The sequence below is a fragment of the Advenella sp. S44 genome (assembly GCF_002810445.1).
Classification (GTDB): domain Bacteria; phylum Pseudomonadota; class Gammaproteobacteria; order Burkholderiales; family Burkholderiaceae_B; genus Advenella.
Map to the genome: position 1 here is coordinate 308,654 of NZ_NEXS01000011.1, position 15,312 is coordinate 323,965.

A 15,312-nucleotide genomic window follows, 5' to 3' on the forward strand; every position below is an offset into this window, starting at 1 on the left:
CGGGCGATCAACCTTGCCGGCAAGGAAATCACCATTGTTATATGTTGTGGGAAAAGCGATATGAGTAAGGGGCAAATTCGTATGAGCCGCAGGCAAATCTGTGGCGGTTACGGGTGCCAGGTAGTCCGCTGTGCGCCGGCCGACAGACCTTTGTGTTTGCCACCCAGGGCCAGAGACAATCTATTGGCCTTGGCGATCAGGGTTTCGGCATACCCCTTGAGAATGAAACGGGACAATCGGCTGGAGGGCCCGGAGATACTGATGGCCCCAAGCAGTTTCCAATTGACGCCGTAAACGGGCGCTGAAATGCTTGCCACATCCTGGTCGCGCTCGCCAATTGAAATATAGTAGCCGCTGCGGCGAATAACATCGTATTGCCGGCCGGGCTTTCCGGAAAAGGCAAGAATAACTTTGCCCGGCGAGCCCTTGTCCAGCGGCAGTACCTGGCCGACGCTGATATGGAACCGTATTGCCTGCGGACCTTCGACGCGATACAAGCAGATCCGTGCCTCCCCTTCCTGTACGAAAAAGGTGGAACTCTCCGAGGACAGGGCCGACAACTCCTGCAGGACGGGCTCAACCGCAGCCGAGACATCAAAAGACGAGCGGTATCTCGCGCCAAGCCAGCCAGCCGCCGGCCCAAGGCGCCATGCGCCGTCCTCTCGCTGCACCAGATAGCGGTGATGCGCCAGGGTACGCGCAATGCGCAATACCGTCGACTTATGCAACTGGCTTCTGGTGCTCAGTTGCAGCAGAGACAGATATTCATCATCCGGCTGGAAACTTTCAAGCAGGCTGATGGCGCGCGACACGGCAATCACCTTCTCGCCATCTTTTTCCTGATCTTTTTTATTCTTCAAAACACCAGCCCTCCTCTCAATCCACTGCCCAAACCACAAAAGCGCGTGCGTTCCGCTACGCATCCCGTCATGAGCCGCTTTGCGCCGTCTACTACCTGCTACGTACCATGTAATATTACTGCGGGCCCCGGACGCACACCCACCATTAAATCACTGGCGGCATGCTTCTTGTGGCCTGTCACACTCGTCAGTTTATAGACATTTGATCATGTCATGCCAATGACACGCTACGCCGTTGCTTCTTTCCGTTCATGGATACCACTATCCACAAGACTGCGCAACAGATTTTCTGCGGCAGCCACACCCATATCGATATAAGCTTGTCCTGTGACTCCGCCTATATGCGGACTCAGGATAATTTGCGGCTCACCGAAAAATGCATGATTTTTATCCGGCGGCTCTTTAGCGAAACTGTCCAGCCCGGCGGCAAACACTTGGCCGGATCGCACCGCTGCCAGCAGTGCCGCCTCATCGACCAGGCCGCCGCGGGCGGTGTTGATCAGTATGACTCCCTGCCGACACGCGGCCAGTGTGTTCATACTGATCAAATTACGGTTATCATCGGTCAGTGGACAGTGCAGCGAGATGAAATCCGCATCGGACCAGATTTGTTCAAGGGGTACCAGGGCGAGGTTGTCCTCCTGCGTCACAAAGGGGTCGTAGGCAATCACATTCAGCTCCATCGCGCGGCACATTGCGGCCATCTTGCGACCAATGCTGCCTAGTCCGATCAAACCAATGGTTTTGCTTCGCAGTTCGATGTTCTTGTGGTTGGCTTTGTCCCAGTGCCCGTCATGCATGCGTGCATTCAGTCGGGAAATGGACTTTGCACACGCCAGCAGCAACGCCAGTGCATGTTCGGCCACTGCAGCAGCGTTGGCACCCGCCGCTGCTCGCACAACAACACCATTGTCTTTGGCTGCAACCACATCAATCGTATCAATCCCGCTGCCATGCTTGGAAATCACCTTCAGGCTGCGCGCATGTTCTATAACCCTTCTGGTAATTCTGCCGTATCGCACAATGATGCCGATGGGATCATGCGCTTTCACAAGTGCAATAAGTTGCTGTTCGGTCGGCAAAGCGCCGGCATAAATGACGTCATAGTCCTGCAGCACTCGCAGTGCCTGGACAGCAAGGTCCGCCCCAGTGACCAGGATCTTGTGGCGTGGCGCAGTCACAATACTTCCCCCTGTCGCAATACACCGGCCTGCACAAGGGCATTGTTCAGCCAGGGTGCACCAAGGTTGCCGTCCAGGATCTGCGCAATCCTTTGGGCTTCAGCCTTCACTTTCTGCTCTGCCATCACCAGGATTTCTTCGATATTTTGCCCGGGGACCACAACCACACCGTCATCGTCGCCCACGATCAAGTCACCTGGGTTGACAGTTGTACCCGCCAGCGTAATCGGCCAATTAATGCGACCACCAAGCGACTTGCTGGGGCCATTCGGATTGGTCCCGGCTGAAAACACCGGGAACGTGCCCGCGGCGATTTCTTCTGTATCGCGGGTCGCGCCATCAACAATAAAGCCAGCCAGACCTGCGGCCTGTGCCTGGGTAACCATAATGGTTCCACACAAGGCTGCAGTCAAATCGCCCTTGCCCTCAACCACAATGACATCTCCGGGCTGCGCCATGGCCAGCGCGGCATGAAACATCAGATTGTCGCCCGGGCGCACTTCTACCGTAAATGCCGGTCCGGCAATCTTCATTCCCGGGGCCCGCGCTTGAATGCGCCCGCCCAGTGCGCCGCGACGCCCGCCCACGTCGGCCAGTATGGCTGCCTGATACTGCGCAGCCCGCCTGACCAGCTCCGGATCCGGTCGTCGAATGTCCTTGCGAATAAATGGTAAGTCCTTCATGACGCTTGGCTGCTCCTGATTATTTGAGTGTGATATTTGCGGTATTGATAACATCGGCCCACATTGCGGTGTCGGTTTTAATTCTTTCAGCAAATACGCGCTGATCGCCATCAACCACCATCGCCCCGGAGTTCTCGATCTGTTCCTGGAACTTTTTATCGTCCATGGCCGTTCGGATGGCCTGACCCAATACGCTCACAATTTCATCAGGCGTTGCTGCGGGCACCAAAATGCCAAACCAGGTGGTTGCGTTAAAGCCCTTGAAGCCCGATTCATCCAGTGTCGGCACGTCGGGCAAGGTCTTCATACGAGCCAGGGAGGTAACGGCCAGCGGCTTGATCTGTTTGTCATCAATCGCACCGGTCAAGGTGGATGCCGATGACATATACGCCTGAATCTGATTGCCAATCAGCGAAGGAATGCCGTCGGCGGCGCCCTTGTATGGGATATTTTCAATCTGGATGCCAGATTTTTGCTGAAACAGCACGGACGTCAAATGGGCCACCGTTCCAATGCCCGGAATGCCAAAATTCATGCTGTTTGGCGCAGCATCCTTTACCTGCTCGATAAATTGCTGGGCATTCGAATATGTCGCCTGCTTGGGCCCGACAAAGACCAGCGGCGCTTCGGCCACCAAGGCAACCGGTGTAAAGCCGTTTACCGCGTCATACTGGATTTTGGGTTGCAGCGTCGGCAAAATGGCAAGATTGCTGGTCTGCCCCAACACGATGGTGTATCCGTCCGGTCTTGCATTGGCGGCTGATGCAAGACCCACGCTTCCGCCCGCCCCGGGCCGGTTCTCTACCACCACATTCCAGTTTTTCTGCTTACCCATATGCAACGCCAGCTCGCGGGCAATATAGTCTGTTCCGCCCCCTGGCGGGAATGGCACTATGAGCTTGACTGCTCTGGTCGGATAAGCCTGTGCGTGAGCGGCTGGCACCGCAAGCAGGCACGCCAGTGCCAATATCAGTTTTGAGCCTGTATTCATCGTTGTCTCCGTCATTTTCTGATTATTACGATCATTGAAGCTGAACGAATGCTATCGGTGCGATCCATTGTTTGCAATGTCGTTTTGTACAATGCAACGCACACTGGACAATGCAACGGCTATGCCGGCAATCGTTCGTGCGGACACATTACATATGCAATGGCAGACTGGCGGCCAGAAAATGTACCAAGGATGCGTCGCTGGAGCCGGGCCACAACTGCCGGCAAGGCGAGCTGCCAAACCGGCTGCGGTACGCAGGGCAGCGTTTGCCCGCCCTGATGCAGACGCTACAGGAAAGATTGTTCGCGAAACGCGCTTTTCAGATAGTCCACCAGCAAGCGGATAATACCCGGCACATGCGGGCTGTATGGGCGCAGCGCATAAATGTGATCACCGAATACACTGACCGACTGCCATTGCGGCAGCAGTTCAATGAGCGTGCCCTGATCGATTCCCCGCGCCACGGAGAAATCCGGGACCAGGGCAATGCCTTGATGCGCCAGCACCATTTCCCGCAGTGTCTCACTGTTATTGGCTGCAAATGAGCCATTGACCTGCACGCTCACCCGCCGCGACGACGATCTGCGGCGCTCAAAATGCCAGGCGGGCTGCGCGCCCGACCGCAAATAGGTAAGACAATTGTGATTTGCCAGATCCTGCGGCTGCAAGGGCTGCGGATGCATTTTCAGATATTGGCGGCTGGCAAGCAACAGCGTGCGAGTGGCACACAGTTTCCATGCGACATAAGTTTCCGGCACTGTGGACGAATGACGAATGGCCAAATCAAAACCTTCCTGGGCCAGCGGGCTGATATGATCCGACAACTCGATCTCAATACGGATTTGCGGGTACTGCCGCATAAATTGCGGCAGGCGCGGAATAATTTGCTGACGGGCCAGCGCCACCGGCGCAGTCAGGCGGATAATACCCTGCGGCGTGTCGGCCAGTTCGCGTATGCGTGCACACCCGGTTTCAATGCTACTGAATGCCGGACGAGTTTCAGCAACCAGTTCGCGTCCCGCTTCGGTCAGTCGTACGCTGCGTGTGGTGCGCTGGACCAGCGCAATGCCAAGCGCACTTTCCAGTTCCTGAATACGCTGGCTCATCGCCGCCTTGCTCACACCCAGCCGTTGCGCGGCCGCAGTATAGCTGCCGGCGACCTCCAGCATGCCAAGCCAGTAGATATGGGACCACAAGGGTTCGTTTTTCAATGTTTTCATACCTCTATTGTTCATTATTTTGAACAATTAATCCACATCCGGCGTATTGATCCGCTCGCGCGCGCATGCCTATACTGGGAACATTACAAAGGAGCCACGAATGAATAGCCCATCCACACCCGCTTTTACCGACAGCGCCGATGTCGTCAACTATATCAACGGCAACACCGTCACACCGACTTCCACGGAAAAACAGGCGGTATACAACCCGGCAACCGGCCAGACAACACGCCATGTTGTGTTATCAGGTGCAGCTGAGGTGAATCAGGCAGTCAGCGCGGCCAAGGCTGCAGCTGCAGGGTGGGCCGATGTCCCACCTATCCGCCGGGCACGCATCATGAACCGTTTTCTGGGCTTGATGCACGAGCATGCCGATACGTTGGCCGCCATGATTACGGCCGAACATGGCAAGGTGTTTAGCGACGCTCAGGGCGAAGTCGCACGCGGCATCGACGTGATTGAATTTGCCTGCGGCATTCCTCAATTGCTCAAAGGCGACTTTACCGATCAGGTGTCTACGGGCATCGACAATTGGACCGTCCGCCAGCCCCTGGGCGTGGTTGCCGGCATTACCCCTTTCAACTTCCCATGCATGGTTCCGTGCTGGATGTTCCCCGTGGCCATCGCTTGCGGCAATACATTCATCCTTAAACCCAGCGAACGTGATCCCAGCGCTTCCCTGTTCATGGCAAGCCTGTTCAAGCAAGCCGGCCTGCCCGATGGCGTTTTCAATGTCGTCCAGGGCGGCAAGCCGGCGGTGGACGCCCTGCTGGAACATCCAGATGTGTCGGCCGTGAGTTTTGTCGGATCCACACCGATCGCGCACTACATCAGCGAACGCGCCGCCCACTTTGGCAAGCGGGTGCAGGCGCTGGGCGGGGCCAAGAACCACATGGTGATCATGCCCGATGCGGACATCGACCGCACCGTCGATGCCCTGATCGGCGCTGCCTACGGGTCGGCGGGCGAGCGTTGCATGGCGATTTCGGTGGCCGTACTGGTGGGCGATATTGCCGATACGATCGTCGAGCGGGTTGCCCAAAGGGCTAAACAGCTTGTTATTGCAGATGGCATGAATCCCAAAGCGGAAATGGGCCCTATCGTGACGCGCCAGTCGCTGGAGAAAATCGAATCGTACATTGAGATTGGTGTGAAAGAAGGGGCCAAACTGGTCGTTGACGGACGCGGTCACCAAGTAGACGGCAATGAGGAAGGCTTTTTTACCGGCGGTACGCTGTTTGACAACGTCACCGCCGACATGCGCATCTATAAGGAAGAAATCTTTGGTCCGGTGCTGGCCTGCATCCGGGTCAAAGACCTGGGCGAAGCGATCAGCCTGATCAACGATCATGAATTCGGTAATGGCGTGTCGTGCTTCACCAGTGACGGCCATACGGCCAGGGAGTTCTCCCGCCGAATCCTGGTTGGCATGGTGGGCATCAATGTGCCGATTCCCGTACCGATGGCATGGCATGGCTTTGGCGGCTGGAAGAAAAGTCTGTTTGGCGACATGCATGCCTACGGCGAAGAAGGCGTGCGCTTTTACACACGCCAGAAGTCCATTATGCAGCGCTGGCCGCAAAGTATAGACAAAGGCGCCGAATTTGCCATGCCAACAGCAAAATAACGTCACTTTGCATGCCGGGCGGGTACACTCGCGTTCATGCACGCGCCCATTCAACCCGGCATTCCCCGCTTTCTGCAGGATGGTGTTTCTTATGACGAACACCATCCTGATGCTGCATTCCGAAAGCAGATATATTGCCTCTGGCAATTGCGATCTCAATACACCTTGCCCGCCGACTGCCATTATCTGGTGGTTCCGGATGCGTGCATCGATCTGGTATTTGACTTGGCGGACAAAGCCGACCCAACCGTTCTTGTCATGTCGCCTGGCATCCGCGCGATTGACCTGAATCTGGGGCGGCAGTTTCACTATTGCGGGATCCGGCTTTACCCCGGCGTCTGGCGCAATTCAAAGAACATCATCGCGCAATCACAGACGTTGTATTCGCTGGGCGAGGTCGACATCGCCAAACTGTGCAACGCGCTGCGCGATGGAGCGCAAGCACAACAGCACCATCTTCTGCAATGTTTTATCCGTCAATTGTCCACGCACGGCATCATTAACGATGCGGGATGGATGCCCCAATTGCTGGCCTGTTCCGACAGATTGACATGTGTGGACGACTTCGTTCGCATTTCCGGATACAGCCGCAGGCAGCTGCAACGACTTTTCCCCGAGAATACCGGATTTTCTGCCCATGACTTTTTGAAGATCCTGCGCTTTCATCAGGCGCTGGCAACCCATCGCATTGACGCGTATACCGACCAATCGCATTTTATCCGAGAGTTCAAGCGCATTACGGGTATTACACCTGTGGCATTTCGGCAGCGATACCGCTGATAACATGGCAGACGTATTGGACTGGCCAGGAACGAACTGGGATGGTCTGGGATGATCGGGCTATATGAAACTGCATGGATAGCCTGCAATGGCCAAAATATACAATACGCGCCCCGCAAGAGCCCCTATGATCAAGGCTTTGAGCCATGGAGCCCATGATGAAAAAAGTCTATTCAATTGTGATCACTGACAAATTGCACGCTTGTGCCGATTTTTATACCCGGCACTTTAACTTTACCGTTGTCTTTCAAGAAGATTGGTACGTGCACCTGGTTCACGAGACTAGCGGGGCTGAGCTGGCGTTCATGGCGCCAAACACCGCCAGTCAGCCGCCCCAGTTACAAGGTTCCTACCCGGGGGCCGGTATCGTTCTGAGTCTCGAAGTGGAGAATGCCGAGCAGCAATTTCGGCGTCTGGCCGGCAATCCGGACTGCGACATTTTTCTGCCCCTGAAGGACGAACCCTGGGGCCAGCGGCATTTCATGTTGCAGGATCCAGCCGGCCTCAGCATAGACGTGGTCGAACAGCGCGATGGCGAGGCGCAATCCGCATAAAAACGCGAAGCACCGCCTGCGCGCTCAGGATGCGGGTCGGCTGCCAGGCTCGGGAAGCACGACGATTGTGCCCTGGGCCGTTGCGCACAGTTTTTCCGTGCCGTCTTTGACGCCAAATAGATCACAACGCGTGACCGCCTGCGAACGCCCCTTGTACACCACCTGTCCTCTTGCAATCAGCAGCTCTCCGACCACAGGGCGCAGGAAGTTGATCTTGAATTCGGACGTGATAACAGGAATGCCGTAAGCAATACCGGCCGCAAAGGTAAGCGCAGTATCGGCTGCATACCCGAGCACGCCTCCATGCACCGTACCCAGATGCTGCATGAGATTGCCGTCAATGGAAATGCGAAATTCACATCTGCCATCGGCTGACGCTTGTGTCGCTTCGGTCTTCAATAGCGCGCTAAATGGCTGCCTGGCCAGAATGCCTCGCACCCTTTTGAGCACATCTTCATTGCTTGCAGCGGAGTTCATCAGTCCGTATCCCTTAAATCAAGTTCGTTGAGCATTGGCATACGCCAATGGGTTTTCTCAATTGAGCGCCTTGCGCTCCATCGTTCTCACATAATAATAAAACCGTCGCCACAACAGGAATGCTGTCGCGCTCAACCCAATAAAAAATCCCAGCCAGATACCATTGACGCCCATGTGAAATACATAGGTAAAGACCAGCACGACCGGCACCCCGATCAGCCAATACCCGACCATAGTCAGGAAAAACGTGTCGCGCGCCTTAAGAAGACCGCGCATGGCGCCTACCGCCAGGTTCTGCTGACAATCGGCAAATTGCAGTAGCGCGGCAAGCGCCAGCAAAGGCACGGCCAGATGAAGAACACCCGCCACGTTAGCCGTGTTGTTTTTCAAAAACAGCCCGATCAGCATTTCCGGAATTGTCACGTATATGAGGGCCACCACGCCCATTGCCGCAAAGCCCATCAGGATAACGGCCCGGGCCAGTAACCGCATTCGCGCTGTATCGCCCTGCGGCAATGCATGGCTCATATGGATGGAAACCGCATGAGACAGACCGATAGAAACCATAAATGCAATATTGACATACTGGAATGCAAGCGTATGAGCCGCCAGACTGGCTGCACCAAGCGTGCCGGCCACCAGTGTCAGCACGGATACAAACCCCGCTTCGCTGGCATAAGCCGCGCCCGTGGGGATTCCCAACTTCAGGGTATCGCGAATGAACAGACGCGAGCGGATTGAACGCAATGACACTGAGCTCGGCGTTGGTAGCCGCAGAACCGGGGCCAACAGCGCATCACGACAAACCAGCCCATAAAACCCAACTGCCATCAACGTTTGCGTAAAAAGCGTCGCCAGCCCCACGCCCGGCAATCCCATACCAGGCCAGGTTCCGACCCCGAACACAAACAGCAAGTTCAGGCCAATATTGACCAAAACAGCGACCAGCGTAATCAACAACAACGGACCCGGCCGCTTGAGCGCCACCGCAGCATTGCGCAGCACTTGCAACCACAGCAGCGGAATAAGACTGGGAGCCAGAAATATCAGCAGCGAATAGCCCAGCGCCAGCAATTGCGGATCCTGGCCCAGAAAATGCAAAAAGGGAAAGGCGATAAGCATGAGCCCGACCATCAGCGTGCCACAGGCCGTTGCCAACAATAGCCCCAGTCTGACTTGCCCGGCCAGACGAGTCCTGACACTGATACCGCCTTTTGCCCAAGTCTGCGCAAACAAGTTTCCCATGGGAGTGACCAGTCCGACACTGGAAGTTCTGAGCAATCCAAAAAGGGCAATGGCGATGCCACCCGCGGCGATCTGCGTGGCGCCCAGCATTCCCATCATGATCAAATCGGTGGTAGTAAGAGCGATCGAAGCCAACTGCATTAAAACCAGTGGCCAGGCGAGAACGGAAATCTCTTTAACGGTAGTACCAGCTTTCACAACACACCAAACGCGACACGCGAAAAACTCGAATCAGCACATGATATCTCAAATTATTTTTTTTCAGCCATCCTGACACCAAGACAGGACACTGTGGCCGACTCCACTTGCTAACCATCAACATATTCAAACTGAGCACGCAACATTTCATAAATATGCAGCGTCAGCGGGCTGATCGTGTCTTTGCGCGTGAGCAAGCGATAAGTCACAAAGGGTAGTGGGGGCAGGCCCTCGGCCTGGCCAAGCACTCGCATATCGGGCCCCAGAAACTCAACGCTTCTGACTGTCACCCCGAGCCCGGCGCGCACCGCCGCCTTGATTCCCACAAGCGACGGGGCCAGGTAATTGATATGCCACTTGATCTGCGTGCCTTCCAGTGCGCTAAGCGCCAGTCGACGAAAAATGCTGGGCTCGTCAGCCAGGATCAGCGGCAACGGAGCTCGGCGGTTGTACGGAAAATCTGCGGCACAGACCCACGCCGTCGGCGAAGTACGCAGCACAAATCCGTTTAAGGCCGGATCATCGCGAGTGGAAATCGTCAGATCAATATCGCCGGCCTCCAGTGAAATCATGAGCGAAGGACTCCGATCGACCTGGATCTCCAGCTTCACCCGAGGCGCTTGCCGGGCAATATAAGTGAGCATGAGCGGCAAAATAGTGTCAGCCACATCCAGAGTCGCACCCAGACGGATTTGTCCTTCCATCTGCTGCTGACCAACCGTGCGCAGCACCTCATCGTTGATCGCCAGCAAACGCCTGCCGTATTCAGCCAACTGTTTGCCCTGCATGGTCAGCACCAGGCGCCGCCCTTTTTTCTGGAACAGGGGATATCCCATTTGTTGTTCCAGCTTTTGCATCTGTTGGCTGATGGCCGACTGCGTTTTGAACAGCACCTGCGCTGCACCCGAGAATGTATTAGTTTTTTCAACAGTTACCAAGGTTCTGAGCAAGCCAAGATCCAGATTATTCATAGGGAATACCCTTAAAAACAAGCCTTTGAAAGGAGACGACTCATAGATAACATATTAGCACTGCTTATATGAATTCAAAAAATTCTAATTAGTAAATGCACGTTTAACTATCTATACTTTGGAAAAATCACAGGAGAAATATATGAGTTCGACACAAGACAAGCAGACCGCTGTTGCGCAACTGATCAACATCGCCAAGGACATGGGCAAAGACGAATTGAACCGGGAAAAGCTGGCCAAAATTCGCGACGCGCTGATCGATGTGGCGGCACATAAAGAGTGGTGGGGACAGGATACCTACCCGGCTCCCACCGGCGACGATCTGCAAGCGCGCTATCTTATTCATACAGAACCCGATAACAGCTACGCGCTTTATCTGAATGTGATGAAGCCGGGTAAAAAAATTGTTCCGCACAACCACACGACCTGGGCCTGTATTGCCGCAGTCGAAGGCGTAGAAAGCAACTACCTGTATGAACGCACTGACGATGGCAGCGTGCCTGGCCATGCAACTGTTGTACAAACAGGCATGCAGGCGGTAGAGCCCGGTCATGGCATTGCCCTGATGCCCGATGATATTCATGCCGTTCGTATCGAAGACGACAATATCCGCCACCTGCATATGTATGGGCGAGCACTGGAAACCCTGACAGAGCGCATGGCCTTCGACACCACAAATAACACGTGCAAGATCATGGATGTTGGCGTCAAGACCCAACGGAGTCAGGGCTAATGTCAGTTGTCTCCAGAGCAACCCAACTGGCCTCATTGGGGCGCCCTGAATCAGGATGGGCCAATACGCCTATCGTCAAAGGCAGCACCTATCTTTTCGACAATCTGGCTCAATGGCGCGCCGTTCGTGCGCAGCGCGACACCGACAGAGTATTGTCGTACGGCGCGCGCGGCAACGAAACGGTTTACGCACTGGAAGACGCAATCACCGCCATTGAGGGCGGTTATCGGAGCAAGCTTTTTCCAACCGGTCTGGCTGCCATCGCCACAGCCCTGTTTGCATGCCTCAAATCAGGAGATCATCTGCTGATTTCAGAAGGCGTCTATGAGCCAATGCGCCAGCTGTGCGAGTCGCAGCTGGCAAAGTTTGGCGTCACATACAGCAGCTTTGCACCGACTGATTCAGACTGGGCTAGCCAGTTGCGGCCAGAAACCAGAATGGTCTATGTTGAATCGCCCGGTTCGCTGCTTTATGACATGCTCGATTTGCCGGCGTTGTCGCAGGTGTGCAGACAACGCAATATCCTGCTTTGCGCCGACAACACATGGGGCTCCGGCATTAACTATCAGCCGCTGAACCTGGGTTGTGATATTTCAGTTGTGGCAGCGACCAAGTACCTTGGAGGCCATTCGGATGTGATGATGGGCTCTGTCACGGCCAGCCAGGCCTGCTTTGCGCAAATAGAACAGGCCAGCATCAATCTCGGACAGACTGTATCAGCCGAAGACGCCTTCCTGGTGCTGCGTGGTCTTCGTACGCTGGAACTCAGACTGCAACGTCATGCCAGCAGTGCCCTGCACATTGCCCAATGGCTAAGCACACACAGCGCTATACGCACTGTATTTCACCCCGCCCTGCAAGGGGATGCAAACCACAGCCTGTGGCAAAGAGATGCCACCGGTTCCAATGGACTGTTGACCATTGAATTTGATCCAGGCCTTGCTTCGGAAAAAATTGAACAGGCGATAGATGGACTGCAACTGTTTGGCATCGGCTCATCCTGGGGAGGCTTTGAAAGCCTGGTCCTTCCCGTGGATCCGGGTCGCACCAGGCTGCGCCATAGCAAAGACCATGGCTACCTGCTACGCCTGCATATCGGTCTGGAGGATACCGCAGACCTGATACGCGACCTTGATACCATGCTCAGCCGCATCACATAAGCCGCTGCGTGATCCATCGCACCTCTAATACTTATCACCCTTCTTCAAGAAAGGCACGAGAACTGAAAATGAAATATATCAACGCCCACGCGCTGAAAAAACAAATCCATGACGCCAATGAGATCGCAGTCCTGGACATACGTGAGCATGGCCAATATGGAGAAAACCATCTTTTTTTTGCTGTCTCTGTTCCCTATAGCGCACTGGAACTGGAAATCGAAAGACTGGTTCCCCGAAAAAACACACGCATTGTCATGTATGGCAATCAGCATGAGGATGAAGTGGTCAAATGCGCGTATGCTGCCGCAAGCGCCCTGGGCTATAACGATATCAGCATCCTGCAAGACGGGGTACAGGGGTGGCAAGCCGCGGGTTACGCAACCTTTTCTGGCGTAAACCTGCCCAGCAAAACATTTGGCGAGTTGGCAGAACATGTTTACGACACACCAAGAATATCGGCACTGCAATTGCAGGCGCTACTTTCCGATGACGGCAACAAAATCGTTGTGCTCGATGGCCGGCCGGTGCCTGAATACAGGAAAATGAATATTCCAGGGTCAATATGCTGTCCTAACGGCGAACTGGCGCTGCGTGCAGGCGAACTTGCACCGGACCCCGAAACAACCATTGTCATCAATTGCGCGGGCCGCACGCGCAGCATCGTGGGCGCGCAAACCCTGATCAATTTGGGCGTTCCCAATAAAGTCTACGCGCTGGAGAACGGCACTCAAGGATGGTATCTGGCCGATCTTCCGCTGGAGCATCAGTCCGACAGGCTATATCCGCCATCAATACAGGACAAAAACCTGCCGATATTGCAAAAGCGCTCAGCAGCAATTGCCTCTCGTTACAACGTCCAGGCAGTCGATGTCGCGCAGGTACAGCAATGGCTGGCCCAAACGGACCGCACAACATTCCTGTGCGATGTCAGGACCCCCGAAGAGTTTACGCAAACCAACCTGCCTGCAGGCGTGCAGCATACGCCGGGCGGCCAGCTTATCCAGGCAACCGACGAATATGTGGGCGTCAGAAAATCACGGCTGGTGCTTCTGGATTTCGACGGCGTGCGCGCACCCGTCATTGCCAGCTGGCTCAGGCAACTGGGCTGGGAAGTCTATTTACTCAATAATCCGGAAAATCTGCAGATGACAGCACCTGCTGTCTCGCCCCGACCCGTGCTGCGACACACAACGGTTCTTGCCGGCGATCAGATAGCGTCATTTGTCGCTGCGCATCCCGAAGCAAAGATTATCGATACGCGCCCCAGTATGCAATTTCGTCAACTCCGGCTACAGGGATCCAGGTGGGCAATTCGTCCGACAATGGCGGCAGTTGTTCCCGAGGATAAAGACACAGCGATACTACTGATCGGCGAGCACCCTGGAAAATTGCAAATTCTTGCAGCCGATCTTGAGCACGACGGACATACGGCAATATATTGCGCCTGCATGGACAATGAACAGATCAGGCACAGTGGCCTGGCAGCGAACACAAACGAGTCCGAACTGCCGGATGAACAATGTATTGATTTTTTATTCTTTGTTCACGACCGCCATCAGGGCAACAAGGAAGCAGCAAGACAATATCTGGAATGGGAAACCAATCTCATATCGCAGATCGATGACCTGGAACGCCAGACGTTCTCATTTGAATAAAACACCAACGGAGCGAACGATGAAGAGACAATACCGCAGCACCCCGACAAGCCCCACTTTGGGAAACAAAAGCGCATGGCTGCTGCTAGCCTTGCTGGCCACGACATGGAGCACCGGCGCTTTCGCAAACCGCCTTGAAGATATCAAAAGCCGTGGCACCCTGATTTGCGGAACGCAAAATGCCAGCTCTCCCTACGGCTATCAGGACCCGAAGCAACGTAAATACGTGGGATACGATGTCGATATCTGCCAGGCAGTGGCCAATGACCTGGGCGTCAAACTGCAGCATAAACCGCTATCCACCGAAGCCCGTATCCCGGAGGTCAAAATGGGGCGTGTGGACATTGTGGCCGGATCGGTGGCATGGCTACCAAAACGCGCAGAGGAAGTAGATTTCAGCTTGCAGTATCTACAGGGAAATATCAAGGTGCTGGTCAAAAAAGACGCCGGTATCAAAACGCTGGCTGACCTGGATGGAAAAAAAGTCTGCGCTTCATCAGGCTCCAGCTCGGCCGCCATTGCGCAACAAACTTTACCTGCCGCGGACGTTCTCACTTATCAGAATATCTCCCAGTGTTATCTTGGCCTGCAAAACGACAAAGTGCAGGCGATGACCGCAGGCGAACTGGTCTTAATCCGGTTTGCCAATGACTCCCAGAAAACCGACAGTCCTGCCGTGTTGCTGGATGAGCCCACGGCCACAGAGCATATCGGCATTATCATGAACAAGGAAGAGCCCGAACTGAAAGCCGCTGTGGATAAGGCGCTGACAGCGATGGAAAAGTCTGGCGAGCTGGATCAGATATTCAATAAATGGCTAGGGAATGAGTCCATCTACAAGCTGACACGCTCGTTCAAAGTGGTGCCCGTTGCCCAATCGGACTCCAGTACGAACAAATAGCATCAACCCATTGATATCCGCATGACCGGTGCGTGGCGGTAGCCACCCCGGCACTACACCACCAGGAGGATCAGGG

General features: G+C 54.9%; 15 protein-coding genes. 7 read left to right on the forward strand and 8 right to left on the reverse strand.

What is annotated here, in order from left to right; translation table 11 throughout:
• Nucleotides 1-107: 107 nt before the first annotated feature.
• The 5 genes from CAP48_RS19200 to CAP48_RS19220 form a co-directional block, all read right to left on the reverse strand.
• A complete protein-coding gene (locus CAP48_RS19200) occupies nucleotides 108-860 on the reverse strand; it encodes an IclR family transcriptional regulator (RefSeq protein ID WP_100699473.1) in 753 nt (250 codons plus the stop codon).
• Nucleotides 861-1,087: 227 nt separating this feature from the next.
• The gene (locus CAP48_RS19205) at nucleotides 1,088-2,041 is read right to left on the reverse strand and encodes an NAD(P)-dependent oxidoreductase (RefSeq protein ID WP_100699474.1); all 954 of its coding nucleotides are present in this window, start codon (nucleotides 2,039-2,041) and stop codon (nucleotides 1,088-1,090) included.
• Nucleotides 2,038-2,724, reverse strand: a complete 687-nt coding sequence (locus CAP48_RS19210; protein WP_100699475.1) for a methyltransferase — start codon at nucleotides 2,722-2,724, stop codon at nucleotides 2,038-2,040. The genes CAP48_RS19205 and CAP48_RS19210 overlap by 4 nt, the downstream gene beginning before the upstream one ends.
• 19 nt (nucleotides 2,725-2,743) lie before the next feature.
• Complete coding sequence (locus CAP48_RS19215; protein ID WP_161495309.1) at nucleotides 2,744-3,715, reverse strand: tripartite tricarboxylate transporter substrate binding protein; 972 nt, start codon at nucleotides 3,713-3,715, stop codon at nucleotides 2,744-2,746.
• Nucleotides 3,716-4,002: 287 nt separating this feature from the next.
• On the reverse strand, nucleotides 4,003-4,935 hold the full coding sequence (locus tag CAP48_RS19220; protein ID WP_100699477.1) for a LysR family transcriptional regulator: 933 nt from the start codon (nucleotides 4,933-4,935) through the stop codon (nucleotides 4,003-4,005).
• Between the two features lie 100 nt (nucleotides 4,936-5,035).
• On the opposite strand from CAP48_RS19220, the gene CAP48_RS19225 reads away from it, so the two are divergent.
• The 3 genes from CAP48_RS19225 (at nucleotide 5,036) to CAP48_RS19235 (ending at nucleotide 7,896) form a co-directional block, all read left to right on the forward strand.
• Complete coding sequence (locus CAP48_RS19225) at nucleotides 5,036-6,562, forward strand: CoA-acylating methylmalonate-semialdehyde dehydrogenase (RefSeq protein ID WP_100699478.1); 1,527 nt, start codon at nucleotides 5,036-5,038, stop codon at nucleotides 6,560-6,562.
• 36 nt (nucleotides 6,563-6,598) lie between these two features.
• Nucleotides 6,599-7,342 (forward strand): AraC family transcriptional regulator, encoded by a 744-nt coding sequence (locus CAP48_RS19230; protein ID WP_100699479.1) that lies wholly within the window; start codon nucleotides 6,599-6,601, stop codon nucleotides 7,340-7,342.
• Nucleotides 7,343-7,497: 155 nt separating this feature from the next.
• Entirely contained in the window at nucleotides 7,498-7,896 is a 399-nt protein-coding gene (locus CAP48_RS19235; protein ID WP_161495310.1) for a VOC family protein, read from the forward strand.
• 24 nt (nucleotides 7,897-7,920) lie between these two features.
• On the opposite strand, the gene CAP48_RS19240 is transcribed toward CAP48_RS19235, so the two are convergent.
• From CAP48_RS19240 to CAP48_RS19250, 3 genes are all read right to left on the reverse strand, one after another.
• Nucleotides 7,921-8,373 carry a PaaI family thioesterase gene (locus CAP48_RS19240; protein WP_100699481.1) on the reverse strand — a complete coding sequence of 151 codons (453 nt, stop codon included), beginning with the start codon at nucleotides 8,371-8,373 and terminating at the stop codon, nucleotides 7,921-7,923.
• Between the two features lie 57 nt (nucleotides 8,374-8,430).
• Nucleotides 8,431-9,816 (reverse strand): MATE family efflux transporter, encoded by a 1,386-nt coding sequence (locus tag CAP48_RS19245; RefSeq protein ID WP_153045726.1) that lies wholly within the window; start codon nucleotides 9,814-9,816, stop codon nucleotides 8,431-8,433.
• Between the two features lie 110 nt (nucleotides 9,817-9,926).
• Nucleotides 9,927-10,787 carry a LysR substrate-binding domain-containing protein gene (locus CAP48_RS19250; RefSeq protein ID WP_100699483.1) on the reverse strand — a complete coding sequence of 287 codons (861 nt, stop codon included), beginning with the start codon at nucleotides 10,785-10,787 and terminating at the stop codon, nucleotides 9,927-9,929.
• Nucleotides 10,788-10,929: 142 nt separating this feature from the next.
• On the opposite strand from CAP48_RS19250, the gene CAP48_RS19255 reads away from it, so the two are divergent.
• The 4 genes from CAP48_RS19255 to CAP48_RS19270 all read left to right on the forward strand — a co-directional run bounded on the left by CAP48_RS19255 (nucleotide 10,930) and on the right by CAP48_RS19270 (nucleotide 15,236).
• Nucleotides 10,930-11,520 (forward strand): hypothetical protein, encoded by a 591-nt coding sequence (locus CAP48_RS19255; protein ID WP_100699484.1) that lies wholly within the window; start codon nucleotides 10,930-10,932, stop codon nucleotides 11,518-11,520.
• Nucleotides 11,520-12,680, forward strand: a complete 1,161-nt coding sequence (gene metC, locus CAP48_RS19260; RefSeq protein WP_100699485.1) for a cystathionine beta-lyase — start codon at nucleotides 11,520-11,522, stop codon at nucleotides 12,678-12,680. Before CAP48_RS19255 ends, metC begins: the two co-directional genes overlap by 1 nt.
• 68 nt (nucleotides 12,681-12,748) lie before the next feature.
• A complete protein-coding gene (locus tag CAP48_RS19265; RefSeq protein ID WP_100699486.1) occupies nucleotides 12,749-14,335 on the forward strand; it encodes a rhodanese-like domain-containing protein in 1,587 nt (528 codons plus the stop codon).
• A gap of 19 nt (nucleotides 14,336-14,354) precedes the next feature.
• Nucleotides 14,355-15,236 carry an ABC transporter substrate-binding protein gene (locus CAP48_RS19270; protein WP_100699487.1) on the forward strand — a complete coding sequence of 294 codons (882 nt, stop codon included), beginning with the start codon at nucleotides 14,355-14,357 and terminating at the stop codon, nucleotides 15,234-15,236.
• Nucleotides 15,237-15,312: the final 76 nt, after the last annotated feature.